General features: G+C 68.6%; 24 protein-coding genes and 2 tRNA genes. 16 read left to right on the top strand and 10 right to left on the bottom strand.

The genetic code is table 11. The features are described from left to right. Positions 1–48: 48 nt before the first annotated feature. From ACI7BZ_RS09105 to ACI7BZ_RS09090, 4 genes are read left to right on the top strand one after another with little or no spacing between them, the layout of a single operon-like run. Positions 49–1,185 carry a LacI family DNA-binding transcriptional regulator gene (locus ACI7BZ_RS09105; RefSeq protein WP_414116843.1) on the top strand — a complete coding sequence of 379 codons (1,137 nt, stop codon included), beginning with the start codon at positions 49–51 and terminating at the stop codon, positions 1,183–1,185. Beyond that, the gene (locus ACI7BZ_RS09100) at positions 1,182–1,856 is read left to right on the top strand and encodes an amino acid ABC transporter permease (protein WP_414119124.1); all 675 of its coding nucleotides are present in this window, start codon (positions 1,182–1,184) and stop codon (positions 1,854–1,856) included. The genes ACI7BZ_RS09105 and ACI7BZ_RS09100 overlap by 4 nt, the downstream gene beginning before the upstream one ends. Before the next feature lie 12 nt (positions 1,857–1,868). Beyond that, positions 1,869–2,522 (top strand): amino acid ABC transporter permease, encoded by a 654-nt coding sequence (locus ACI7BZ_RS09095; protein ID WP_414119123.1) that lies wholly within the window; start codon positions 1,869–1,871, stop codon positions 2,520–2,522. Between the two features lie 48 nt (positions 2,523–2,570). After that, complete coding sequence (locus tag ACI7BZ_RS09090) at positions 2,571–3,386, top strand: transporter substrate-binding domain-containing protein (protein ID WP_414119122.1); 816 nt, start codon at positions 2,571–2,573, stop codon at positions 3,384–3,386. On the opposite strand, the gene ACI7BZ_RS09085 is transcribed toward ACI7BZ_RS09090, so the two are convergent. Then, positions 3,352–6,957 (bottom strand): hypothetical protein, encoded by a 3,606-nt coding sequence (locus ACI7BZ_RS09085; RefSeq protein ID WP_414116842.1) that lies wholly within the window; start codon positions 6,955–6,957, stop codon positions 3,352–3,354. The two genes, ACI7BZ_RS09090 and ACI7BZ_RS09085, sit on opposite strands and share 35 nt — an antisense overlap. On the opposite strand from ACI7BZ_RS09085, the gene ACI7BZ_RS09080 reads away from it, so the two are divergent. The 4 genes from ACI7BZ_RS09080 (at position 6,956) to ACI7BZ_RS09065 (ending at position 10,318) form a co-directional block, all read left to right on the top strand. Then, positions 6,956–7,684 (top strand): amino acid ABC transporter ATP-binding protein, encoded by a 729-nt coding sequence (locus ACI7BZ_RS09080; RefSeq protein WP_414116841.1) that lies wholly within the window; start codon positions 6,956–6,958, stop codon positions 7,682–7,684. The two genes, ACI7BZ_RS09085 and ACI7BZ_RS09080, sit on opposite strands and share 2 nt — an antisense overlap. 1 nt (position 7,685) lies before the next feature. Continuing rightward, positions 7,686–8,597 (top strand): 2-dehydro-3-deoxygalactonokinase, encoded by a 912-nt coding sequence (locus tag ACI7BZ_RS09075; RefSeq protein ID WP_414116840.1) that lies wholly within the window; start codon positions 7,686–7,688, stop codon positions 8,595–8,597. A 13-nt stretch (positions 8,598–8,610) separates the two neighbouring features. Further along, positions 8,611–9,240, top strand: coding sequence for a 2-dehydro-3-deoxy-6-phosphogalactonate aldolase (locus tag ACI7BZ_RS09070; protein ID WP_414116839.1), 630 nt, complete (start codon positions 8,611–8,613; stop codon positions 9,238–9,240). Between the two features lie 88 nt (positions 9,241–9,328). After that, complete coding sequence (locus ACI7BZ_RS09065) at positions 9,329–10,318, top strand: threonine/serine dehydratase family protein (protein WP_414116838.1); 990 nt, start codon at positions 9,329–9,331, stop codon at positions 10,316–10,318. Between the two features lie 322 nt (positions 10,319–10,640). Here the strand turns inward: ACI7BZ_RS09065 and ACI7BZ_RS09060 are convergent. The 3 genes from ACI7BZ_RS09060 to ACI7BZ_RS09050 all read right to left on the bottom strand — a co-directional run bounded on the left by ACI7BZ_RS09060 (position 10,641) and on the right by ACI7BZ_RS09050 (position 11,457). Next, positions 10,641–10,716, bottom strand: a tRNA-Ala gene (locus ACI7BZ_RS09060). Between the two features lie 127 nt (positions 10,717–10,843). Continuing rightward, positions 10,844–10,919, bottom strand: a tRNA-Ala gene (locus ACI7BZ_RS09055). A gap of 139 nt (positions 10,920–11,058) precedes the next feature. After that, positions 11,059–11,457, bottom strand: coding sequence for a TIGR02300 family protein (locus tag ACI7BZ_RS09050; RefSeq protein ID WP_414116837.1), 399 nt, complete (start codon positions 11,455–11,457; stop codon positions 11,059–11,061). Between the two features lie 188 nt (positions 11,458–11,645). Here ACI7BZ_RS09050 and aroA point away from each other — a divergent pair, with 188 nt between their 5' ends. The 4 genes from aroA to folK all read left to right on the top strand — a co-directional run bounded on the left by aroA (position 11,646) and on the right by folK (position 15,078). Next, positions 11,646–13,025 (top strand): 3-phosphoshikimate 1-carboxyvinyltransferase, encoded by a 1,380-nt coding sequence (gene aroA, locus ACI7BZ_RS09045; RefSeq protein ID WP_414116836.1) that lies wholly within the window; start codon positions 11,646–11,648, stop codon positions 13,023–13,025. 13 nt (positions 13,026–13,038) lie between these two features. Next, complete coding sequence (cmk, locus tag ACI7BZ_RS09040; protein ID WP_414119121.1) at positions 13,039–13,665, top strand: (d)CMP kinase; 627 nt, start codon at positions 13,039–13,041, stop codon at positions 13,663–13,665. Between the two features lie 73 nt (positions 13,666–13,738). Continuing rightward, positions 13,739–14,593, top strand: coding sequence for a dihydropteroate synthase (gene folP, locus ACI7BZ_RS09035; protein ID WP_414116835.1), 855 nt, complete (start codon positions 13,739–13,741; stop codon positions 14,591–14,593). Continuing rightward, positions 14,590–15,078, top strand: coding sequence for a 2-amino-4-hydroxy-6-hydroxymethyldihydropteridine diphosphokinase (gene folK / locus ACI7BZ_RS09030; protein WP_414116834.1), 489 nt, complete (start codon positions 14,590–14,592; stop codon positions 15,076–15,078). Before folP ends, folK begins: the two co-directional genes overlap by 4 nt. Before the next feature lie 57 nt (positions 15,079–15,135). On the opposite strand, the gene ACI7BZ_RS09025 is transcribed toward folK, so the two are convergent. Continuing rightward, positions 15,136–15,342 (bottom strand): CsbD family protein, encoded by a 207-nt coding sequence (locus ACI7BZ_RS09025; protein ID WP_414116833.1) that lies wholly within the window; start codon positions 15,340–15,342, stop codon positions 15,136–15,138. A gap of 120 nt (positions 15,343–15,462) precedes the next feature. On the opposite strand from ACI7BZ_RS09025, the gene meaB reads away from it, so the two are divergent. Beyond that, a complete protein-coding gene (meaB, locus tag ACI7BZ_RS09020; protein ID WP_414116832.1) occupies positions 15,463–16,452 on the top strand; it encodes a methylmalonyl Co-A mutase-associated GTPase MeaB in 990 nt (329 codons plus the stop codon). Positions 16,453–16,457: 5 nt separating this feature from the next. After that, positions 16,458–17,147 (top strand): pyroglutamyl-peptidase I, encoded by a 690-nt coding sequence (locus tag ACI7BZ_RS09015; protein ID WP_414116831.1) that lies wholly within the window; start codon positions 16,458–16,460, stop codon positions 17,145–17,147. A 22-nt stretch (positions 17,148–17,169) separates the two neighbouring features. Here ACI7BZ_RS09015 and ACI7BZ_RS09010 read toward each other — a convergent pair whose 3' ends face one another. Beyond that, positions 17,170–17,670, bottom strand: coding sequence for a hypothetical protein (locus ACI7BZ_RS09010; RefSeq protein WP_414116830.1), 501 nt, complete (start codon positions 17,668–17,670; stop codon positions 17,170–17,172). A 346-nt stretch (positions 17,671–18,016) separates the two neighbouring features. On the opposite strand from ACI7BZ_RS09010, the gene ACI7BZ_RS09005 reads away from it, so the two are divergent. Next, a complete protein-coding gene (locus ACI7BZ_RS09005; RefSeq protein ID WP_414116829.1) occupies positions 18,017–19,012 on the top strand; it encodes an MBL fold metallo-hydrolase in 996 nt (331 codons plus the stop codon). An 18-nt stretch (positions 19,013–19,030) separates the two neighbouring features. Here ACI7BZ_RS09005 and pap read toward each other — a convergent pair whose 3' ends face one another. From pap to ACI7BZ_RS08985, 4 genes are all read right to left on the bottom strand, one after another. Continuing rightward, on the bottom strand, positions 19,031–20,518 hold the full coding sequence (gene pap / locus ACI7BZ_RS09000; RefSeq protein WP_414116828.1) for a polyphosphate:AMP phosphotransferase: 1,488 nt from the start codon (positions 20,516–20,518) through the stop codon (positions 19,031–19,033). A gap of 30 nt (positions 20,519–20,548) precedes the next feature. Next, on the bottom strand, positions 20,549–21,001 hold the full coding sequence (locus tag ACI7BZ_RS08995) for a MaoC family dehydratase (RefSeq protein ID WP_414116827.1): 453 nt from the start codon (positions 20,999–21,001) through the stop codon (positions 20,549–20,551). A gap of 125 nt (positions 21,002–21,126) precedes the next feature. After that, positions 21,127–22,083, bottom strand: coding sequence for a DnaJ C-terminal domain-containing protein (locus tag ACI7BZ_RS08990; RefSeq protein ID WP_414116826.1), 957 nt, complete (start codon positions 22,081–22,083; stop codon positions 21,127–21,129). Between the two features lie 120 nt (positions 22,084–22,203). Further along, positions 22,204–22,698: an RT0821/Lpp0805 family surface protein gene (locus tag ACI7BZ_RS08985; protein WP_414116825.1), complete on the bottom strand. Its 495-nt coding sequence runs from the start codon at positions 22,696–22,698 to the stop codon at positions 22,204–22,206. Positions 22,699–22,783: 85 nt separating this feature from the next. Here ACI7BZ_RS08985 and pdxH point away from each other — a divergent pair, with 85 nt between their 5' ends. Further along, positions 22,784–23,425, top strand: coding sequence for a pyridoxamine 5'-phosphate oxidase (gene pdxH, locus ACI7BZ_RS08980; protein WP_414116823.1), 642 nt, complete (start codon positions 22,784–22,786; stop codon positions 23,423–23,425). The last annotated feature ends 35 nt before the right edge of the window (positions 23,426–23,460 follow it).

Here is a 23,460-nt window from a genome sequence, read left to right as displayed (position 1 = left end):
CCGGGCTGCGAGATCCGGCAAGGGTCCGCGGACAGGGAGGGTGCCCACGTGGCAAGGACCAGCGCGCGCGATCCGGCCAAGGCCGCGGCCAGCACGCCCGTCGAGCGGGCGGCGCCGGCCCTGCCCGCCGCCGCGCATCGGCTGACGCTGAACGACGTGGCGGCCCATGCCGGCGTCTCCCGCGCCACCGTCTCGCTGGTGCTGCGCAAGAGCCCCCTGGTGAAGGAGGAGACGCGGGCGAAGGTGGATGCCGCCATGGCCGAGCTCGGCTATGTCTACAACCGCCGCGCCGCCAACCTGCGCTCGGGCGCCTCGCGCACCGTGGGGCTCGTGCTGTGCGAGATCACCACGCCCAACTATTCCCAGCTCACCGCCGGCATCGACGACGTGCTGGACGGGGAAGGCTACATGGCCTTCATCACCAACACCGCCGAAGATGCCGGGCGCCAGCGCCGCGTGCTGCTGCGCATGCAGGAGCACGGCGTGGATGGCCTGGTGGTGGTGCCCGCCGAGCAGACCCGCGCCGATGCGCTGGAGGACGGCGCCTGCGCCGGCCTGCCCTGCGTTCTCGCCCAGCGGCGGGTGGAGGGCTTTCCCGCCGATTATGTGGGGCCGGACTACGGCGCCGGCATGGAGCTGGTCACCGAGCACCTCATCGCCCTGGGACACCGCAACATCGGCTTCATCGGTGGCGTGCGCCGCATCGCCCCCCTCAGCGAGCGCCTCGCCGGCTTCCACCGCGCGCTGCGCCGCCACCGCCTGAAGAGCGGGCCGCTGGTGCCCTGCGCGGTGCTGGACCGCGCCTCGGGCCACGAGGCCGGGCGCAGGCTGTTCGCTGGAAACGACTTTCCCACCGCCGTGGTCTGCTACAACGACATCGTCGCCTTCGGCGTCATGCTCGCCCTGATCGAGCGCGGGCTGACCCCCGGCGAGGACGTGGCCGTGGTGGGCTGCGACGACGTGGCCGAGGCCGGCCTCCACCGCCCGGCCCTCACCACCTTCACCACCGATCCGCGGGTGGTGGGCCGGGAGGCGGCGCGGCTGCTGCTGCGCCGCATCGAAGCGCCGGACCGCCCGCGCGAGGAAATCATCGTGCCGCCCCGCCTCGTCATCCGCCAGTCCTGCGGGGCGCTGGCGGCGCGCAGCGGGGCCAAGACCCGTCACCTGCAAGGAGACGCCGGATGACCTACGTCTTCCAGTTCGGCGAAGTGTTCAATGCCTGGCCGGAGCTGCTTCTGGGCGCCTGGCTCACCATCCGCCTGTCGGCCATGGCCATGGGCCTCGGCCTCCTCGTCGCCGTGCTGTGCGCCCTGGGCAAGACCCAGGGCCCGCGCCCGGTGCGCTGGCTGGTGGAAGTCTATGTGGAGGTCATCCGCAACACGCCGTTCCTGGTGCAGATCTTCCTCATCTTCTTCGGCCTGCCGCGCATCGGCATCCGCCTGGACGCCAACGAGGCGGCGCTCCTCGCCATGGTGGTGAATGCCGGCGCCTACTGCACCGAGATCGTGCGCGCGGGCATCGAGACGGTGCACAAGGGCCAGGTCGAGGCCGGGCTCGCCCTGGGGCTGAAGCCGCTCCAGGTCTTCGCCTATGTGGTCATCTTCCCGGCGCTGAAGGCCATCTACCCCGCCCTCACCAGCCAGTTCATCCTCTTGATGCTCACCTCCAGCGTGGTTTCCGCTATCTCGGCGGAGGAGTTGACCGCGGTTGCCAACAACCTCCAGTCCCAGACCTTCAGATCGTTCGAGATCTACATCGTGGTGACTGCCATGTACCTGGCCATGTCGCTGATGTTCGCCGGCCTTTTCGGCCTCATCTACCGCGCGGTGTTCGCGCGGACCGACGCGGCGCGCTGAGGAGGACCCGACATGATCCGCCCCTTCACCTCGGCCGAATTCCTCTTCCTGGTCATGGCGGTGCGCTGGACGCTGCTGCTCTCGGCCATCGCCTTCGTGGGCGGCGCGCTGGGCGGCATCGGCGTGGCGCTGGCGCGCACCTCCCCCTGGCCGTGGCTGCGGGCCCTGGCCATCGGCTACATCCAGCTGTTCCAGGGCACGCCGCTGCTGATGCAGCTCTTCCTGGTGTTCTTCGGGGCGACCATGGTGGGCGCCTCCATCGACCCCTTGGCCGCCGCCGCCGTGGGGCTCACGCTGAACGCCGCCGCCTTCCTGGGCGAGATCTGGCGCGGCTGCATCCAGGCCATTCCCAAGGGCCAGTGGGAAGCTTCCACCGCCCTCGGCCTGCATTATTTCACCCGCATGCGGGAGATCATCCTGCCCCAGGCGGCCAAGATCGCGGTGGCCCCCACGGTGGGCTTCCTGGTGCTCCTGGTGAAGAGCACCTCGCTCGCCTCCATCATCGGCTTCGTCGAGCTGACGCGGGCGGGGCAGATCGTCAACAACGCCACCTTCCAGCCGTTCCTCGTGTTCGGCATCGTCGCCGGCCTCTATTTCGTCCTGTGCTGGCCGCTCTCGCTTTATGCCAAGCGCCTGGAAAAGCGCTTCGGCACCGTCTCTCGCTGAACCCGGGTTCAATCGCCGCGCTGAAGGCGGCCAGATGGAGGAAGGCTCATGATCTTCGACACGTTCCTGAAGACCGCGCGACGCATCGCCGCCGCGGCCGGCCTTGCGGCCCTCGCCGCCGGCGCCCTGCCCCACGGCGCTGCGGCGCAGAGCATCGACGACATCCTGTCCAAGAAGAAGCTCACCGTGGGCATGCTGGTGGACGTGGCGCCGTTCGGCCTGCTCGACACCCAGGGCAAGCCGGAAGGCTATGACGCGGACGTGGCCCGCCTCATGGGCAAGTATCTGGGCGTGGAAGTGGAACTGGTGCCCGTCACCGGCCCGAACCGCATCCCCTACCTGCTCACCAACAAGGTGGACGTGCTGGTGGCGGTGTTCGGCATCACCCCCGAGCGGGCCAAGCAGGTGATGTTCTCCATCCCCTATTCCACCATCGAGATCCAGCTCATCGGCCCGAAGAAGCTGGCGATCACCAGCCTCGACCAGACCGTAGGCAAGAAGATCGCCGTGGCCCGCGCCTCCACCCAGGATACGGCGCTCACCGCCGCCGTGCCGAAGGGCACCACCATCATGCGCTTCGACGACGACGCCACGGCGGTGCAGGCCTTCCTCTCCGGCCAGGTGGATCTGCTCGGCGCCAACAACCTCATCGGGACCAACATCGCCGCCGCCAACCCGGACATGGGCATCGAGAAGAAGGTCACCCTGCGCAGCCAGTATAACGGCATCACCGTGCGCCGCGGGTCCACCGACTTCCTGCAGTGGATCAATACCTTCCTCTACTTCGTGAAGAACAATGGCGAGCTCGACGCCATCAACCAGAAGTGGTTCAAGGTGCCGCTGCCGACCATGCCGACGTTCTGAGCCGCAAGCCGCCGCGCGCCACCCGCGCGCCACCCGCGCGCGGCCCGCCTTCCTGTTGCCAAGTCCTGTTGCCAAGTCCTGTTGCCAAGTCCTGTTGCCAAGTCCTGTTGCCAAGTCCTGTTGCCAAGTCCTGTTGCCAAGTCCTGTTGCCAAGTCCTGTTGCCAAGTCCTGTTGCCAAGTCCTGTTGCCAAGTCCTGTTGCCAAGTCCTGTTGCCAAGTCCTGTTGCCAAGTCCTGTTGCCAAGTCCTGTTGCCAAGTCCTGTTGCCAAGTCCTGTTGCCAAGTCCTGTTGCCAAGTCCTGTTGCCAAGTCCTGTTGCCAAGTCCTGTTGCCAAGTCCTGTTGCCAAGTCCTGTTGCCAAGTCCTGTTGCCAAGTCCTGTTGCCAAGTCCTGTTGCCAAGTCCTGTTGCCAAGTCCTGTTGCCAAGTCCTGTTGCCAAGTCCTGTTGCCAAGTCCTGTTGCCAAGTCCTGTTGCCAAGTCCTGTTGCCAAGTCCTGTTGCCAAGTCCTGTTGCCAAGTCCTGTTGCCAAGTCCTGTTGCCAAGTCCTGTTGCCAAGTCCTGTTGCCAAGTCCTGTTGCCAAGTCCTGTTGCCAAGTCCTGTTGCCAAGTCCTGTTGCCAAGTCCTGTTGCCAAGTCCTGTTGCCAAGTCCTGTTGCCAAGTCCTGTTGCCAAGTCCTGTTGCCAAGTCCTGTTGCCAAGTCCTGTTGCCAAGTCCTGTTGCCAAGTCCTGTTGCCAAGTCCTGTTGCCAAGTCCTGTTGCCAAGTCCTGTTGCCAAGTCCTGTTGCCAAGTCCTGTTGCCAAGTCCTGTTGCCAAGTCCTGTTGCCAAGTCCTGTTGCCAAGTCCTGTTGCCAAGTCCTGTTGCCAAGTCCTGTTGCCAAGTCCTGTTGCCAAGTCCTGTTGCCAAGTCCTGTTGCCAAGTCCTGTTGCCAAGTCCTGTTGCCAAGTCCTGTTGCCAAGTCCTGTTGCCAAGTCCTGTTGCCAAGTCCTGTTGCCAAGTCCTGTTGCCAAGTCCTGTTGCCAAGTCCTGTTGCCAAGTCCTGTTGCCAAGTCCTGTTGCCAAGTCCTGTTGCCAAGTCCTGTTGCCAAGTCCTGTTGCCAAGTCCTGTTGCCAAGTCCTGTTGCCAAGTCCTGTTGCCAAGTCCTGTTGCCAAGTCCTGTTGCCAAGTCCTGTTGCCAAGTCCTGTTGCCAAGTCCTGTTGCCAAGTCCTGTTGCCAAGTCCTGTTGCCAAGTCCTGTTGCCAAGTCCTGTTGCCAAGTCCTGTTGCCAAGTCCTGTTGCCAAGTCCTGTTGCCAAGTCCTGTTGCCAAGTCCTGTTGCCAAGTCCTGTTGCCAAGTCCTGTTGCCAAGTCCTGTTGCCAAGTCCTGTTGCCAAGTCCTGTTGCCAAGTCCTGTTGCCAAGTCCTGTTGCCAAGTCCTGTTGCCAAGTCCTGTTGCCAAGTCCTGTTGCCAAGTCCTGTTGCCAAGTCCTGTTGCCAAGTCCTGTTGCCAAGTCCTGTTGCCAAGTCCTGTTGCCAAGTCCTGTTGCCAAGTCCTGTTGCCAAGTCCTGTTGCCAAGTCCTGTTGCCAAGTCCTGTTGCCAAGTCCTGTTGCCAAGTCCTGTTGCCAAGTCCTGTTGCCAAGTCCTGTTGCCAAGTCCTGTTGCCAAGTCCTGTTGCCAAGTCCTGTTGCCAAGTCCTGTTGCCAAGTCCTGTTGCCAAGTCCTGTTGCCAAGTCCTGTTGCCAAGTCCTGTTGCCAAGTCCTGTTGCCAAGTCCTGTTGCCAAGTCCTGTTGCCAAGTCCTGTTGCCAAGTCCTGTTGCCAAGTCCTGTTGCCAAGTCCTGTTGCCAAGTCCTGTTGCCAAGTCCTGTTGCCAAGTCCTGTTGCCAAGTCCTGTTGCCAAGTCCTGTTGCCAAGTCCTGTTGCCAAGTCCTGTTGCCAAGTCCTGTTGCCAAGTCCTGTTGCCAAGTCCTGTTGCCAAGTCCTGTTGCCAAGTCCTGTTGCCAAGTCCTGTTGCCAAGTCCTGTTGCCAAGTCCTGTTGCCAAGTCCTGTTGCCAAGTCCTGTTGCCAAGTCCTGTTGCCAAGTCCTGTTGCCAAGTCCTGTTGCCAAGTCCTGTTGCCAAGTCCTGTTGCCAAGTCCTGTTGCCAAGTCCTGTTGCCAAGTCCTGTTGCCAAGTCCTGTTGCCAAGTCCTGTTGCCAAGTCCTGTTGCCAAGTCCTGTTGCCAAGTCCTGTTGCCAAGTCCTGTTGCCAAGTCCTGTTGCCAAGTCCTGTTGCCAAGTCCTGTTGCCAAGTCCTGTTGCCAAGTCCTGTTGCCAAGTCCTGTTGCCAAGTCCTGTTGCCAAGTCCTGTTGCCAAGTCCTGTTGCCAAGTCCTGTTGCCAAGTCCTGTTGCCAAGTCCTGTTGCCAAGTCCTGTTGCCAAGTCCTGTTGCCAAGTCCTGTTGCCAAGTCCTGTTGCCAAGTCCTGTTGCCAAGTCCTGTTGCCAAGTCCTGTTGCCAAGTCCTGTTGCCAAGTCCTGTTGCCAAGTCCTGTTGCCAAGTCCTGTTGCCAAGTCCTGTTGCCAAGTCCTGTTGCCAAGTCCTGTTGCCAAGTCCTGTTGCCAAGTCCTGTTGCCAAGTCCTGTTGCCAAGTCCTGTTGCCAAGTCCTGTTGCCAAGTCCTGTTGCCAAGTCCTGTTGCCAAGTCCTGTTGCCAAGTCCTGTTGCCAAGTCCTGTTGCCAAGTCCTGTTGCCAAGTCCTGTTGCCAAGTCCTGTTGCCAAGTCCTGTTGCCAAGTCCTGTTGCCAAGTCCTGTTGCCAAGTCCTGTTGCCAAGTCCTGTTGCCAAGTCCTGTTGCCAAGTCCTGTTGCCAAGTCCTGTTGCCAAGTCCTGTTGCCAAGTCCTGTTGCCAAGTCCTGTTGCCAAGTCCTGTTGCCAAGTCCTGTTGCCAAGTCCTGTTGCCAAGTCCTGTTGCCAAGTCCTGTTGCCAAGTCCTGTTGCCAAGTCCTGTTGCCAAGTCCTGTTGCCAAGTCCTGTTGCCAAGTCCTGTTGCCAAGTCCTGTTGCCAAGTCCTGTTGCCAAGTCCTGTTGCCAAGTCCTGTTGCCAAGTCCTGTTGCCAAGTCCTGTTGCCAAGTCCTGTTGCCAAGTCCTGTTGCCAAGTCCTGTTGCCAAGTCCTGTTGCCAAGTCCTGTTGCCAAGTCCTGTTGCCAAGTCCTGTTGCCAAGTCCTGTTGCCAAGTCCTGTTGCCAAGTCCTGTTGCCAAGTCCTGTTGCCAAGTCCTGTTGCCAAGTCCTGTTGCCAAGTCCTGTTGCCAAGTCCTGTTGCCAAGTCCTGTTGCCAAGTCCTGTTGCCAAGTCCTGTTGCCAAGTCCTGTTGCCAAGTCCTGTTGCCAAGTCCTGTTGCCAAGTCCTGTTGCCAAGTCCTGTTGCCAAGTCCTGTTGCCAAGTCCTGTTGCCAAGTCCTGTTGCCAAGTCCTGTTGCCAAGTCCTGTTGCCAAGTCCTGAGACCGTTCCGGTCGGGTCCAGCGGCCCGGCCGGAACCGGCCGAAGCCGACCGGAGACCCGAAATGGACAGCCCCGCCTCAACCGCCGCCGGTGCGGACCGCCCGGTCATGATCCGCATGGACGCCGTGGAGAAGTGGTACGGCGCCTACCATGCGCTCAATGCCATCAACCTCACCGTGCGGTCCGGCGAGCGCATCGTCATCTGCGGGCCGTCGGGCTCCGGCAAATCCACGCTCATCCGCTGCATCAACGCGCTGGAGCACCACCAGGGCGGGCGGATCGAGGTGGACGGCACCGAGGTGGGCGCCTCCGCGAAGAAGCTCGACAAGGTGCGGGCCGAAGTGGGCATGGTGTTCCAGTCCTTCAACCTGTTTCCGCACCTCACCGTGCTGCAGAACTGCACCCTCGCCCCCCGCAAGGTGCGCGGCATCGCGCCCAAGGAGGCCGAGGCCATCGCCATGACCTATCTGGAGCGCGTGCGCATTCCCGAGCAGGCCGGCAAGTATCCCGGCCAGCTGTCCGGCGGGCAGCAGCAGCGCGTCGCCATCGCCCGCGCCTTGTGCATGTCGCCCAAGGTGATGCTGTTCGACGAGCCCACCTCGGCGCTGGACCCGGAGATGGTGAAGGAGGTGCTGGACACCATGATCTCGCTGGCCCAGGACGGCATGACCATGATCTGCGTGACCCACGAGATGGGCTTCGCGCGGCAGGTGGCCGACCGGGTGATCTTCATGGACAAGGGCGAGATCGTGGAGGAGGGCCCGCCCCAGAGCTTCTTCGCCGCCCCGAAGAACGAGCGCACCCGCACCTTCCTCGGCCAGATCCTGCACCACTGACATGACCCCCGCCCTCATCTGCCTGGACTGGGGCACCACCGCGCTGCGCGCCTTTCTGCAGGCGGCGGACGGGCACGTTCTCGACACCCGCGCCAGCGCCCAGGGCATCATGGCGCTGGACGGCGCCGCCTTCCCCGACGTGCTGCGCGCCGTGGCCGGCGGCTGGGTGCAGGCCCACGGCCCGCTGCCCGTGCTCCTGTCCGGCATGGTGGGCAGCCGCCAGGGCTGGGTGGAGGCGCGCTACGTGCCCTGCCCCGCGCGCCTCGCCGACCTCGGCGCCGGCCTCGTCGAGGTGCCCGACCCGCCCCACGGCTTCGGCCCGGTGGCCATCGCCCCCGGCGTGCTGATGGACGACGACGCCCGCCCCGACGTGATCCGCGGCGAGGAGGTGGAGGTGTTCGGCGCGCTGGCGCTGCTGGAGCGCAGCGACGGCCTGTTCGTGCTGCCCGGCACCCATTCCAAATGGGTGCATGTGGCGGACGGGGCCATCACCCATTTCTCCACCTACCTGACCGGCGAGCTGTTCGCCGCGCTGAAGGGTCACACCATCCTCGGCCGCATGATGACGGCCGAGGCCCCCTCGCCCGAGGGGTTCCGCCGCGGGGTCGAGGCCGCCTGCACCCTCAAGGGGCCGGGCGCCCTGCTCGCCCGGCTGTTCACGGTGCGGGCCATGGGCCTCACCGGCCGGCTGGCCGAGGCCGACAGCGCCGATTTCCTTTCCGGCCTGCTCATCGGCGCCGAGCTTCTCGATGCCACCCGCGGCCACGTGCCTTTCACCCTGGTGGCGAACCCGGCCCTGACCCTCCGCTACGAGGATGCGGCCCGCCTTCTCGCCCTGCCCCACCACCGCGCCCCGGCCGGCTGCGGCCCGGCCGGCCAGCTCGCCGTGGCGCGAGCCGCCGGCTTCATCTGACAGGACCATCCCCATGTCGCCCAACTTCACCCATGCCCTCGCCCGCTGCCCCCTGGTCGCCATCCTGCGCGGCCTGACGCCGCAGGAGGCGCCGGCCATCGGGGCGGCGCTGGTTGAGGCGGGCGTCTTCATCATCGAAGTGCCGCTGAACTCGCCCGAGCCGCTGGCGTCCATCCGCCTGCTGGCGGACGCCTTCGGCGCGCAGGCGCTCATCGGCGCCGGAACCGTGCTCTCCCCCGCCGACGTGGAGGCGGTGGCGCAGGCCGGCGGGCGGCTCATCGTCATGCCTCATGCGGACGTGGCGGTGATCGGCGCCGCCAAGGCGCGCGGCCTCGCCTGCACCCCCGGCGTCGCCACCCCCACCGAAGCCTTCGCCGCCCGCGCCGCCGGGGCGGACGCGCTGAAGCTGTTCCCGGCGGAAGGCATTCCGCCGCGCATCGTCAAGGCCTGGCGGGCCGTGCTCACCGACATCCCGCTTCTTCCGGTGGGCGGCATCGATGCCGGCAACATGGCGGACTACCGCGCCGCCGGGGCCGACGGCTTCGGCATCGGCTCGGCCCTCTACAGGCCCGGCAAGACCGCCGGCGCCGTCGCCGCCGATGCCCGCGCGCTGGTGGCCGCCGCGCGCGCCGCATTCGCCTGAGCCCGTTTGCCGGACTGAGGCGCGGGCGCGCGAATCAGCGTGTGCCCGCCCTATCGCGTTCGTTCGTCGCGTCGGCTAGATTCGGACCATGACCTGCGAACCGACCCGCCTTCCCACCGCCGCCGACGTGGACGCCGCAGCCGCGCGTCTCGCCGGCATCGCCGTGCGCACGCCCCTTCTCTTCTCCCATGTGCTCAGCGAACGCATGGGCGCCCGCGTGTTCGTGAAGCCGGAGACGCTGCAGCGCACCGGCAGCTTCAAGTTTCGCGGCGCCTACAACCGCATGGTGCAGATTGCCCTTTCGGCGCGGCCGGCCGGCGTGGTGGCCTGCTCCTCCGGCAACCACGCCCAGGGCGTGGCCATGGCCGCCCGGCTGCTGGGCATGCCCGCCGTCATCGTCATGCCCCACGACGCGCCGGAGCTGAAGCGCGCGCGCACCCGGGCGCTGGGCGCCGAGGTGGTGGGCTACGACCGCGCCAGCGAGGACCGCGACGCCATCGCCGCCGCCATTGCGCAGGCGCGGGGCGCCATTCTGGTGCCGCCCTATGACGACCCCCAGGTCATCGCCGGGCAGGGCACCGTCGGCCTCGAAATCATGGAGGACCTCGCCGCGCAGGGGCTCCAGCCGGACCTCGTGGCCACCAACGCCTCCGGCGGCGGGCTTGCCGCCGGCATCGCGCTGGCGGTGAAGAGCCGTGCGCCGCAGGCCCGGGTGGTGCTGTGCGAGCCGGCCGGCTTCGACGACCACGCCCACTCCTTCCGTACCGGCATGCGCGAGCGCAACGCCGCACCCACCGGCTCCTTCTGCGACGCGCTGCTGGCGCCCATGCCCGGCCGCATCACATTTGAGGTGAACCGCACCCTCGTGGGCGAGGCCGCAAGTGTGAGCGATGCCGAAGTGGCCCACGCCGTGGCCTACGCCTTCCGCGAACTGAAGCTGGTGGTGGAGCCGGGCGGCGCGGTGGCCCTGGCCTGCCTGCTGGAGGGCCGCCTGGGCGTGAGCGGCGGCACGGTGGCCATCGTGCTCTCCGGCGGCAATGTGGACGAGGCCACCTTCATCCGCTGCCTGCGGGCTTAGAGCACGCGCCGATCAGCTTGCATCGCGGGCTGATCGGATAACGCGTTCTCTATCCTCAAGTGAGAGCGCGGCCCGCTCATACGAAGCCGCATGGCGGTTGATTCGCGGGTCCCACGGAGACCGGGGCAAAGCCACCAGCCCCATGGGCTGGCGAATCTCCGCATCAGGGCCCCCGCCGACTTGTCCACAGGCCCCGGCGCGAGAATGCTGTCGCACCCGCCAACGCGGACCTCTGCCCGAGGGCGGAGAAAGAAGAGCCCCGGCGCCCGCTGATGGGAGCGGACGGGACGGCGACGGAGCGGAGAATTTCAGGAAATCAGAGTGGTGGAGCCAGGCGGAATCGAACCGCCGACCTCTTGAATGCCATTCAAGCGCTCTCCCAACTGAGCTATGACCCCACCGGGCCGCGGGCTGCGCGCTTGGCATTTCCGATTGATCACCGGAACCATGCGCGCTGGGAAGTCCCGCGGCGGCGTGCCTGGCGAATGAGCTTCACCGGGCAGGAAAACCTTCACGTCATTATTTTGGTGGAGCCAGGCGGAATCGAACCGCCGACCTCTTGAATGCCATTCAAGCGCTCTCCCAACTGAGCTATGGCCCCACCGGACCGCGGGCTGCGCGTTTCGGCTAACCGATTGATTTCGGTAGCTTTCTACACGCTGGGACGTCCCGCGGCGGGATGCTCGGTGAAACGGGTCCGCCGAGCGAGAGCGGCCTTAAAGCACAGGCCGCGTCCGGCATCAAGCCTCTTCGTCGTCTTCGAGGCCCTCGCCGATCAGATCGGAGACATCATCCCCATCATCTTCGTCTTCCTCAAGGAAGGTGTCGTCGTCACCGGCCTCGATGTCGTCGTCCACGTCCACGTCGTCGTCCACCGCCACCACCTTGGCGGGGCCGGCGACCTCCTCATCGGCTTCCTCAAGGCTGATGACCTCGGCCTCGGGTTCCTCGCCATCGGCCTCCTCGGCGACGGCGCTGCGCGGCTCGGCACGGCTTGCACCGCGGGCGACCGGCTCGAAATAGGACCGCGGATAGGATTCCCCCGTGAACGGCGACACGACGGGATCCTTGTTCAGATCGTAAAACTTGCGCCCCGTGACAGGACAGATGCGCTTGGTGCCGAGTTCAGGCTTCGCCACGGCAAAGATCCTCGGAAGGGCTGTAAAAGGAGCGTGCTCCATTGGCGCCTGACTTTGCCCCTGTCAAGGGCAGATCGCAGGGCGGTGACGCAGGATGCGCCCCCATGCTAGACGACGCCACCCAGGAACACCGCGCTGGATGCCCGGCAAACGCCACCCGCGCACCCCTCACCCGAGCGAGGCCCGCCATGACCGCAACCACAAGCGCAAGCCCCGCCGCCGCCCCTTCCGGCCACGGCGAAGGCCCGGCGACGCCCGCCACCGCCCGCCCCTCGCCGGCCCTGTGCGGCCAGGTGCGCGTGCCGGGGGACAAGTCGGTGTCCCATCGCGCCCTCATCTTCGGCCTGTTCGCCCAGGGCGAGACACGCATCACCGGCCTTCTGGAAGGCGAGGACGTGCTGAACACCGCCAAGGCCTGCGCGGCGCTGGGCGCGCGCGTCTCGCGGCAGGGCGATGGCGCCTGGACGGTGGAGGGCGTGGGCGCGCGCGGCCTCTCCTCCCCCCCGGCGCCGCTGGATTTCGGCAATTCCGGCACCGGCGTGCGCCTGATGATGGGCGCGGTGGCCGGGCAGGACATCGTGGCGACCTTCGATGGCGACGCCAGCCTGCGGCGCCGGCCCATGAAGCGGGTGCTTGATCCGCTGGTGGCCATGGGCGCCGCGGTGGAAGCCAGCGCCGAGGGCGGCCGCCTGCCGCTCACCCTCAGGGGCAGCCGCGCCCTGAAGGCGCTCACCTACGAGACGCCGGTCCCGTCCGCCCAGGTGAAGTCGGCGGTGCTGCTGGCCGGCCTCGGGGCCGAGGGTGAGACGGTGGTGGTGGAGCGCGAGGCCACCCGCGACCACACCGAGCGGATGCTCGCCCATTTCGGTGCCGGCATCCGCGTGGAGCCCCACGGCCTCCACGGCCGGCGCATCACCCTTGCCGGACGGCCCGCCCTCGTCGCCGCGCCGGTGGACGTGCCGGCCGACCCCTCCTCCGCCGCCTTCCCCCTGGTGGCGGCCCTCATCGTGCCCGGCTCGGACGTGACGCTGACCGACGTGATGATGAACCCGCTGCGCACCGGCCTCATCACCACCCTCCTGGAAATGGGCGCGGACATCACCGTGGTGGCCGAGCGCACCGAGGGCGGCGAGCGCGTGGCCGACCTGCGGGTGCGGCATTCCGCCCTGAGGGGGGTGGAGGTGCCGCCGGAGCGGGCACCGGCCATGATCGACGAATATCCCATCCTCGCCGTCGCCGCGGCGCTGGCGCAGGGCACCACCACCATGCGCGGCCTGTCCGAACTGCGGGTGAAGGAGAGCGACCGCCTGGCCGCCGTGGCCGATGGCCTGGCCGCCTGCGGCATCGCCCACCAGGTGGCCGGCGACGACCTCCTCGTCACCGGCAGCGCGGCGGTGGCTGGCGGCGGGCCGGTTGCCACCCACATGGACCACCGCATCGCCATGTCCTTCCTGGTGCTCGGCCTTGCCAGCACGCAGGGCGTGAGCGTGGACGACGTGGCCTTCATCGCCACCTCCTTCCCCACCTTCCTGCCCATGATGCGCGCCCTCGGCGCGGTCATCGCGTGACGGCATGGGCGCCGTGATCATCGCCATCGACGGGCCGGCAGCCTCCGGCAAGGGCACGCTGGCGCGGCGCCTGGCCGCCCATTATGGCCTGCCGCACCTCGACACCGGCCTGCTCTACCGGGCGGTGGGCGCCCGCTGCCTCGCCGCCGGAACCCTGGACGACGAGGCCGCAAGCGCGCAGGCCGCCCGCGAGCTCGACGTGGACGCGCTCGACCCGGACGCCTTGCGCACCGCCGCCCTCGGGGAAGCAGCCTCGGTGGTGGCGGCGCGCCCGCAGGTGCGCGCCGCGCTGCTGGCGCTCCAGCACCGTTTCGCCGCCCGGCCCGGCGGCGCGGTGCTGGACGGGCGCGACATCGGAACCGTCATCTGCCCGGGCGCCGAGGCCAAGCTGTTCGTCACCGCCGCGCCGCAGGTACGCGCCGAGCGGCGCTTCCGCGAACTGGCCGGCCGCGGCGAGCCCGTGACCTTCGAGGCGGTGCTGGCAGACATCCACAAGCGCGACGCCCGCGATTCCGGCCGCGCCGCCGCCCCGCTGGTCATGGCGCCGGATGCGGTGCTGCTGGACACCAGCAGCCTCGACATTCCCGCCGCCTTCGCCGCCGCCCTCGCCGTGGTGGAGGCGCGGCGGGCGGGCCGATAGGCGCCGGCGGCCACGGCTTGCCTTCCCGGCGCGGGCGCGTTTCATTGGGGCGCACTCCAACCGGCCCCGCCCGATGCCCGCAGCCCCCTCCCGCACCCTTCTCGCCCGTGGCCGCGCCATCGCGCTCGGCCCGCGCACCCTCGTCATGGGCATCGTGAACGTGACGCCCGATTCCTTTTCCGACGGCGGGCGCAGCGAAAAGCCGCTGGATGCGCTGGAAAACGCCCGGCTGCTGGTGAGCGAGGGCGCCGACCTGCTGGACGTGGGCGGCGAATCGACGCGGCCCGGCCATACCCCCGTGGCGGCGGACGAGGAATGGGCCCGCATCGCCCCCGTCATCGGCCCCCTGTGCGCCGAAACCGGCGTGCCGGTCTCGGTGGACACCTACAAGGCCGCGGTGGCGCGCCGGGCGCTGGAAGCCGGCGCCGCCATCGTCAACGACGTGTGGGGCTTCGCCCGCGACCCGGACATGGCCAAGGTGGTGGCGGAATTCGACGCCGCCGCCATCGTGATGCACAACCGCGCCGAGGTGGACGAGCGCCTCGACGTGATGGCCGACATGCTCGCCTTCTTCGAAACCGCGCTGGAGACGGCGGACAAGGCCGGCGTGAAGCGCGAACGCATCGTGCTCGACCCCGGCATCGGCTTCGGCAAGACCTTCCCGCAGAATCTGGCCGCCATCCGCCGGCTGCCGGAACTGCGGGTGCTGGGCCTGCCCATCCTGCTCGGCACCTCGCGCAAGTCGCTGATCGGAAAGGTGATCGAGACCACGCCGGCGGAGCGGCTGCCCGGCACCATCGCATCCAATGTCATCGGCATCATGGAGGGGGTGGAGATCATCCGCGTGCACGATGTCGCCGCCCACGTCCAGGCGGCGCGGGTCGCCGAGGCGATCCGCGACGCGAAGGCGGTGCGGGCGCCATCGTGAGCAGCACCACCGCCTATCTCTGCCTGGGCTCGAACGTGGGCGCGCGGGCGCAGACCCTGCAGCTGGCGCTGGCCGTGCTGGCGCGGGCCGGGCTCACCATCCGCGCGCGCTCCTCGCTGTATGAGACGCCGCCCTGGGGGCCGATCCCGCAGGGGCCCTATCTCAACCAGGTGGTGGAGGTGGAGAGCCCGGTGGGGCCGCGCCCGCTGCTGTTCCTGGCGCTGCTGGTGGAGCGGATGCTGGGGCGCGACCGGCCCCACGAGGTGCGCTTCGGCCCGCGCCGCATCGACATCGACATCCTCTTGTTCGGCGACGCCGCGGTGGCGCAGGCGGACCTGGAGATTCCCCACCCGCGGCTGCTGGAGCGCGCCTTCGCCCTGGTGCCCCTCACCGAGATCGCCCCCGACATCAAGGTGGGCGGCGTTTCGGCGGCGCAGGCCCTGGCCGGGCTCGACCGGGCCGGCATCGTGCGGGTGGAGGCATGAGGCCGGCGCCAAACACCCCGCGCCGGCACGGCACGGGGCATTTCGGGCGATGCGCGATCACATGGTGCGGATGTTGGTGGACCAGGTATCCACCTGGCGCTTCACCTCGTCCTTGGCATAGCCGTAGCGCTCCTGCAGCTTGCCTTCAAGAATCTCGCGGTTCCCGTTGATTTCGGTGAGGTCGTCGTCGGTGAGCTTGCCCCACTGGCTCTTCAGGTTGCCGGTAAACTGCTTCCAGTTCCCCTCGATGCGGTCCCAGTTCATTGGCTGTGCCTCCGTCGGAGTGGGAAGATGCCGAAACAACGCCTGCACCGCCGGGAAAGTTCCGGGTAAAGACGTGAGACTGCCAGACCGGATGGGTCGCTGCGACGGGGACAAGGGCGGATGACGAGCGCACGGCACGAGGACGACGAGAAGCTCGCCGCAGGGGTGGCGCGGGGCGAGCGGGCGGCGCTGGCGCGGGCCATCACGCTGGTGGAATCGCGCCGCACCGACCATCGCCGACGGGCGCAGGTGCTGCTGCAGTCGCTCCTGCCGCGCACCGGCGGCGCCTTCCGCGTGGGCATCACCGGGGTGCCGGGGGTGGGCAAGTCCACCACCATCGACGCGCTGGGCACCTATCTGACCGGGCAGGGCCACAAGGTGGCGGTGCTGGCGGTGGACCCCTCCTCCACCCGCACCGGCGGGTCCATCCTGGGCGACAAGACCCGCATGGCCCGCCTCTCGGTGGACCCAAACGCCTTCATCCGCCCCTCCCCCTCCGGCGGCACCCTGGGCGGCATCGCGGCGAAGACGCGCGAGACCATGCTGCTGTGCGAGGCGGCCGGCTTCGACGTGGTGCTGGTGGAGACGGTGGGCGTCGGCCAGTCGGAAACCGCCGTGGCGGACCTCACCGACACCTTCCTGGTGCTGATGCTGCCCGGCGCGGGCGACGAGCTCCAGGGCATCAAGAAGGGCGTGCTGGAGCTGGCCGACATCGTGGCGGTGAACAAGGCGGACGGCGACAACATCAACCGCGCCCGGGCGGCGGCGGGGGAATATCGCGCCGCGCTGCACCTGCTCGGCGCCCGGGAGGCGCACTGGTCGCCACCGGTTCTCACCTATTCCGCCCTCACCGGCGCCGGCATCGCCGAGGTGTGGGAGCAGGTGCGGCTGCACCGGCAGAAATGCGAGGCCGCCGGCGCCTTCGCCGCCACCCGCCGGGGCCAGCAGGTGCGCTGGATGTGGACGCTGCTGAACGAGCGCCTCGCCGAGAGGGTGGCCCACGATCCGGCGGTGAAGGCCCGCCTGCCCGCGCTGGAGAAGGAGGTGGCCGCCGGCACCCTCGCCCCGGCGCTGGCGGCGGCGGAGATTGCCGGCCTCATCGGGCTTTGACCCCCATGGTCGCGTGCCCCACGGCCGCTGGTCCTCCACCGCGGAATGGCCCCCGCCTGCTCGTCTGCGCCTTCGGCCCGTTTCCCGGCGTGCCGGTGAACCCCTCCCGGCAAGCCGCCCTGGACCTGCTGCGGCGCCGGCGGCCGGCGCTTGCCGGCGCCGACATCCGCCTGGAGATCCTGCCCACGCGCTGGGACGCGCTGGAGCGGCTCGACGCGGTGCTGGAACGCCTCAAGCCCGATGCCGTGCTGCTGCTCGGCGTGGCGGCGCGCCGGCGGGAGGTATGCGTGGAAACCGTTGCGGTGAACGCCGCGCGCGCCTTTCCCGACGCCGCCCGCCGCCATGCGCCGGCGCGCCTGCTCGCGCGCGGCGGGCCGCACCGGCGGGCCACCACCGCCGCCGCAGGACAGCTGGTGCAGGCCCTGCGGAACGCCGGCATCGCCTGTCGCCCCTCGCGGGATGCCGGGCGATACCTGTGCAATGCGTCCTACTTCCATGCCCTCGCATGGGCCGCCCGGCAGGCTTGGGCGCCGCCGGTGGTGTTCGTGCATCTGCCCCGGCGGTCGGGCCGGCCGCGCGGCGTGGGGCGCGTGGGGATGGCGCTGGGCCTGAGCGCGCTGCTGGCCCGCCTCGCCGCCAGGGCACGCGCGCCCCGCCGCCGGCCTGCGACGCCGGCCTCTTCCCCGACGGCGTGAGCAAAGGCGCGGACCGCGCCGGTCACGCCGGCTGCGGCACCGCCCTGCGCGCGGCGCGCGTCGCCGCAACGCAAAGGGCAATGCTGGCGGCAAGGACGGCCAATTGGGCGATAAGGAAGGGCGGCTCCGCCTGCGTGGGGGCCAGCGCCTGCAGTGCCGGCACCTTCAGGAAAAGCTGCGCCACCAGCACGAACAGGTTGAGATAGAGGGCCGCAACGCCGCTGATGGCATAGACGGTGCGCGCCGGGCCCGCCCTGCGGCGGACGGCGAAGGCGCCGAACGCCACCGCCAGCACCGCCAGGGACACCGCCCCCACCACCACCGCCGGGGTGATGCCGCTGAACGGGAAGAGGAACCCGGTGATGCTGGTGGCCGCGGTGGTGACGAGGAAGGCGAGCTGCCACCCGCCGAGCCAATGGCCCCGGGCCAGGGCGCCCATGGCGACGAGACCTGTGGCGATGGCCACAAGGCTCACCACCACATGCAGCGTGACGAAAGCCTCGATGGACAATCCGGCAATCATGGTCTTGCTCCCGGTTCGGCGCGCCGTCAGGCCGAGTGGCGCAGAACGGGAGCATAGCGCGCCGCGGGGGCGCTGCGGCGCGGTTCCCAAGGCGCGGGTCGCGCTCAAGAGCACGCGCCGATCAGCTTGCATCGCAAGCTGATCGGATAACGCGTTCTCTATCCTTAAGTGAGAGGGCGATTCACCGATCAAATTGATTCAATTTGATCGGATCGCGCTCAAGAGCACGCGCCGATCAGCTTGCATCGCAAGCTGATTGAACAACGCGTTCTCTATCCTTAAGTGAGAGGGCGATTCACCGATCAAATTGATTCAATTTGATCGGATCGCGCTCTAGACTTGGCCCATGCCTCGCCCTTACCACAGCGGTGCGCCTTCCGATCATTTCGACGGCATGCGCTTCTTCAACCCGGATCATCCGTCCACCGACAAGTCGCTGCACGATCTCCTGCGCTGGCGCCGGCAGGAGCGGGTGCGGGGGGCGTGGCCGGCGGTGCCGCCCCTGCCCGTGGCGCAGGATGTGCCGCCCGCCGCCATTGCCGGTGGCATCCGGGTGAGCATGGTGGGGCACGCCACCGTGCTGATCCAGTTCAAGGGGCTCAACATCCTCACCGATCCGGTCTGGTCGCAGCGCGCCTCGCCGCTGCCGCTCCTCGGGCCCAGACGCTTCACGCCCCCGGGCATCGCCTTTGACGCCCTGCCGCCGATCCATGCGGTGCTGATTTCCCACAACCATTACGACCATCTGGACCTGCCGACCCTGAAGCGGCTGTGGCGCGCCCATCGCCCGCGCGTCATCGCGCCTTTAGGCAACGATGCCGTCATCCGCCGCAAGGTGCCGCAGATCCCGGTGGAGACGGGGGACTGGGGCGCGCGCTTCGCCCTCTCGGATGAGGTCTGCGCGGTGATCCACCCTGCCAACCACTGGTCGGCCCGCACCCTGCGCGACCGGCGGCTGGCCCTGTGGGGCGGGTTCGTGCTGGAGACCGGCGAAGGCCCGGTCTATTTCGTCGGCGACACCGGCTATGGCTCGGGGGAGGTGTTCCGCGCCGTGCGCCGCGCGTTCGGCCCGCCGTGCCTCGCCATCATCCCCATCGGCGCCTATGAGCCGCGCTGGTTCATGGCCCCGCAGCATGTAGACCCCCGCGAGGCGGTGCGCATCCTGGAGGATACCGGCGCCGCGCAGGCCCTGGGCATCCACTTCGGCACCTTCCGCCTCACCGACGAGGCGCAGGATGCGCCCCTGCATGCGCTGCGCGCGGCGCTGGATGCCGCCGGCCTGCCGCACGCGCGCTTCCGGCCGCTCAGCCCCGGCGAGGTGTGGCAGGCGCCGCCGCGGTGAGGCGGCGGGGCGGGCGCATCAGCCCAGCATCGCCTCCAGCCGGTCGGCGACGGTGCGCAGCACCTTCACGCGGGCGAAGTGCTTGTCCTCCGCCTCCACCAGCGTCCACGGCGCGTCGCGGGTGGAGGTGCGGTCCACCATCTCGGTCACCGCGGCCTCGTAGAGCGGCCATTTCTCGCGGTTGCGCCAGTCTTCCGGGGTCAGCTTGAAGCGCTTGTAGGCGATGGTCTCGCGCGCCTCGAAGCGGCGGGCCTGCTCCTCCTGGCTGATGGCCAGCCAGAATTTCACCACCACATAGCCGGCGCGGGTGAGCTGCCCTTCGAAATCGTTGATCTCGCCATAGGCGCGGCCCCAGTCGTCCGGCCCGCACAGGCCCTCCACCCGCTCCACCAGCACCCGCCCATACCAGGAGCGATCGAAGATGGCGGTGCGCCCGTGGGCGGGAATGTGCCGCCAGAAGCGCCACAGATAGGGCCGCGCGCGCTCCTCGTCGGAGGGCGCGGCGATGGGATGGACGCGAAAGCGCCGCGGATCGAGCGCGTGGCGCAGGCGCATGATGGTGGAACTCTTGCCGGCCGCGTCCGAGCCTTCGAAGGCGATCACCAGGCCGGCGCGGGAAAAGGCGGTGCCATTGGTGATGCGGGTGATGCGGGACTGCGCGCGCGCCAGCTGGGCGTCGTACTGGTCTTCGTCCAGCCGTTGGGTCAGGTCGAGGGTGGAGAGGATGGAGAAGGCCGGCAGGGGTCCCGGCACGCGGGTGGGGTTGGGGGGCAGGGGCTGGGGCGCCGGCTCGGGCTCCTGCGCCATGGCGCGCAGCTTCTCCAGCAGCAGGCTGCCGGCCATGGCATCGCGATATTCGCCGTCGGCCGCCGGCACCACGTGCCAGGGAGCGGTCTCGGTGGAGGTGGCGCGGGCGGCCTCCTCGGTGGCCACCTCCATGCGCTCGCGCTCGCGCTCGGTTTCGAACTCCGCCCATTCGCGCACCACCGGCCGCTGGTAGGCGCCGTGGGTGAGGGCCTTCAGCCGGCTGCGAGCCTCCTCGGGGTCGAGGTAGAGCCAGATCTTCAGGAGGCTCACGCCCTCGGCATGCAGCATGGCCTCGAACCGCTGGATCTCCTCCAGCGCCGACATGAAATCGGCCCGCCCCATCTGCTTCAGCGCGCGCTTGCACAGGGGCGCGTGATACCAGGAGCCCAGCATGATGCCGATCTGGCCGAAGGGCGGCAGCTCGCGCCAGTATTTCCACATGGGCGGGCGGTCCTCGTCCGCGCACGGCATGTCGAAGGTGAGGGTCTGCAGCTTGCGCACGTCGAGCCAGCCATAAAGGCGGTTCAGCACGGCGCCCTTGCCGGCGCCGTCCGGCCCGTGCACCAGCACCATCAGGCTGCGCCGGCTCTGCTCGATGAGCTGGAACTGGGCGTTCAGCAGGTCTTCCCGCAGGCTCGGCTCCAGCGCCTTGAAGGCGGTCTTGTCCAGCCGGTGCTCAAACTTGGCCGATTCGAACATGCCGCCTTCTCCCGCCACCGCCGCCCCTGATCAGGCGGACGCCACCTTCTGCACCCCGGATGAGGGCACCTTCACCAGCGCCTCGCCATCCAGCACCACCTCGCCCTTCACCCTGCAGATGCAGGACAGCCGCGCGCGGCACCGCTCGGGAATCAGCTCCACCACCTGCACTTCCACGTCCACCGTATCGTCGATGCGGACCGGTGCGCGGAAATTGAGGGTCTGGGAGATGTAGATGGCGCCGGGGCCGGGCAGGCGGGTGCCGAGCACCGCCGAGATCAGGCTCGCGGTGTAGAGGCCGTGGGCGATGCGGCCGCCGAACGGTGTCTTCGCGGCGAAATGCTGGGACAGGTGGATGGGGTTGCGATCCCCTGTCAGCTCGGCGAAGCCGACGATGTCGGACGACGACACCGTCTTCGACATGCGCTCGGTGCGCCCCACGGTCAGGTCTTCGAAATAGAGGTTCTGCAACTCGAGAAACATGGCGCACCCGTCGGTCCATTGCTCGGGGCGCGGACTTTAATGGGCGCGGACGGGCATGGGAAGAAGGCGGGCGTGGCCGATGGGCCGCGGCCGTTCTCCCCTACCGGCCCGCGGGGCGCGGGCGGTCATGCCGCCGCTTCGCGCAGCCGGCGCATGAGGTCCTCGAGCGCCGCGTCCTTTTCCTTCGGCAGCACCAGGTTAATGCGCACCAGGAGGTCGCCGTGGCCGCCCGTGGCGGTGGGCAGGCCCTTGCCGCGCAGGCGGAAGGTGCGCCCGCCGGAGGTCCAGGCGGGAATGGCGAGGTCCACGGCGCCCGAAAGGGTGGGCACCCGCACCTTCGCGCCGAGCACCGCATCGGCAAGGTCCACGTCCACCGCCTGGCGCAGATCGTCGCCGTCCCGCTCGAAGGTGGCGTGGGGGGCATAGGAGATGGTGACATAGGCGTCACCTGCCGGCCCGCCCATGGGGCTCGGCTCGCCCTGCCCCTTCAGGCGCATGCGGTGGCCCTCGCGGGTGCCAGCGGCGATCTTGATGTCGATCTGCTTGCCGTTGGGCAGCCCCACGCGCTTGGAGGCGCCTTCCACCGCCTCCTCCAGGGAAACGGGAAGGGTGATCTCCATGTCGGCGCCCGGCTGCGGCGCGAAGCCGCCCCCGGCGGAGCGGCGCTGGCGGCCGAAGCCGAAGATGTCGCCCACGTCCTCGAAGCCCCTGCCGCCGCCACCGCCACGGGCGCCACGGCGCACCCCTTCGGGGCCGAAGGAGAAGCTCTCGAAGATGGTGTCGCCGTCGAAGCCGGAAAAGCCGCCGGGTCCGCGCCGCGGGCCGCCGCCGCCGAAGCCCGTGAATTCGGGCGCGCGCGGCTTGCCCTCGGCGTCGATCTCGCCGCGGTCGAACTGGCCGCGCTTCTCCTTGTCGGACAGGATCTCGTGCGCGGTATTGAGTTCCGCGAAGCGGTCCTGGGCCTTGGGGTCGGACGCGTTGGCATCCGGATGCAGCTTCTTCGCCAGCTTCCGGTAGGCGCGCTTGATCTCGGCTTCGTCGGCGGTCTTCGAAACGCCGAGGACGTCGTAGGGATCACGCATGAAAATTCACCTCGCCGGCCGGCGCTCGTCGTCCGACCGCATCAAAGATGTGGTTCATGGCGCGGAAAATGCAACGCCCAAGGCGCAGGCAAGGTTGCGGCGTTTCTGCCGCCGCCGGCCTCAGGCGCGCCCCAGCACCCGGACCTGCGACACCACGGTGCCGGAGCGGGAGCGGCACGCCTCCCCCTGAATCCAGCGGTCGGCGGTCTTTCCGTCCACCAGGGAGATGGTGAAGTCGCGGCAGCCGCCGGCCCGCGCCGTGCCGATGGGCGTGGCGGTGCCGCGGGCGCCGGTCTCGCGGTTTTCCCAGGGGATGGACACATCCTTCTGGTGCGAATCGAGGGCCTGCTCCAGGGCCAGCTTCGCCTGCGCCCAGTCGCCGGCGAAGATGCCCTTCGGCGCGGCGCCGTCGGGCTCGGGCAGCGCCACCGGCCGCGGCCGAATGGAGCCGGTGACCAGCATGTCGTCGTCCACGGCGCCGGGGGTGGCGCAGCCGGCGAGCGCTACGGCGAGGAGCCCGAGGCCGGCGAGGCACCGCAGGCCTTCGCGCGCGCGCCGCAGGCGATTATAGAGAAAGGAGCGGCTGCCTCGCGGCGTCCCATTGATTTCGCGCAACGCCGGACGCAAAACCGCCGGGCACTTCTGCGGGCGTTGCGCGAGGCGGGCGACCGGCGAACGGCAAGGCACGAAGGGCTCCCAGATGACATCAGGCACCCCCATGGAAGCCCAGAACCCCTTAACAACCAGTGATTTCACGGAAGTCTCCGAGCCCTTCCGGCTGTTTTCGGACTGGCTGGAGGAGGCCGGCAAGAGCGAGCCCAACGACCCCAATGCCATGACCCTGGCCACGGTGGACCCCGACGGCCTGCCGGATGCGCGCATGGTGCTGCTGAAGGGGCTGGACGCGCGCGGCTTCGTCTTCTTCACCAATACCGGAAGCGCCAAGGGGCGCGAGCTGGCGGCCACGCCGAAGGCGGCGCTGGTGTTCCACTGGAAGTCCCTGCGCCGGCAGGTGCGGGTGCGCGGCCCGGTGGAGCAGGTGAGCGACGCCGAGGCCGACGCCTATTTCGCCACCCGGCCCCGCCTGTCGCAGATCGGCGCCTGGGCCAGCACCCAGTCCCGTCCGCTGGAGGGGCGCTTCGCGCTGGAGGCGGCGGTGGCGGCGGCGACGGCGCGATATGGCCTCGGCACCGTGCCGCGCCCGCCCCACTGGACCGGCTTCCGGGTGCTGCCGGTGGCCATCGAATTCTGGCACGACCGGCCGTTCCGCCTGCATGACCGGGTGGTGTTCCGCCGCGACGGCGAAGGCGCCGCCTGGACCAGGACCCGGCTCTATCCCTGATGCCGGCCTCCATGGCCCTTGACCGCGGCGCCGAC

This window comes from Xanthobacter sp. AM11, assembly GCF_047444035.1.
Taxonomy (GTDB): domain Bacteria; phylum Pseudomonadota; class Alphaproteobacteria; order Rhizobiales; family Xanthobacteraceae; genus Xanthobacter.
The sequence above is the reverse complement of the archived record's forward strand: the minus strand, read 5'-3'. Positions and strand labels throughout refer to the sequence as shown.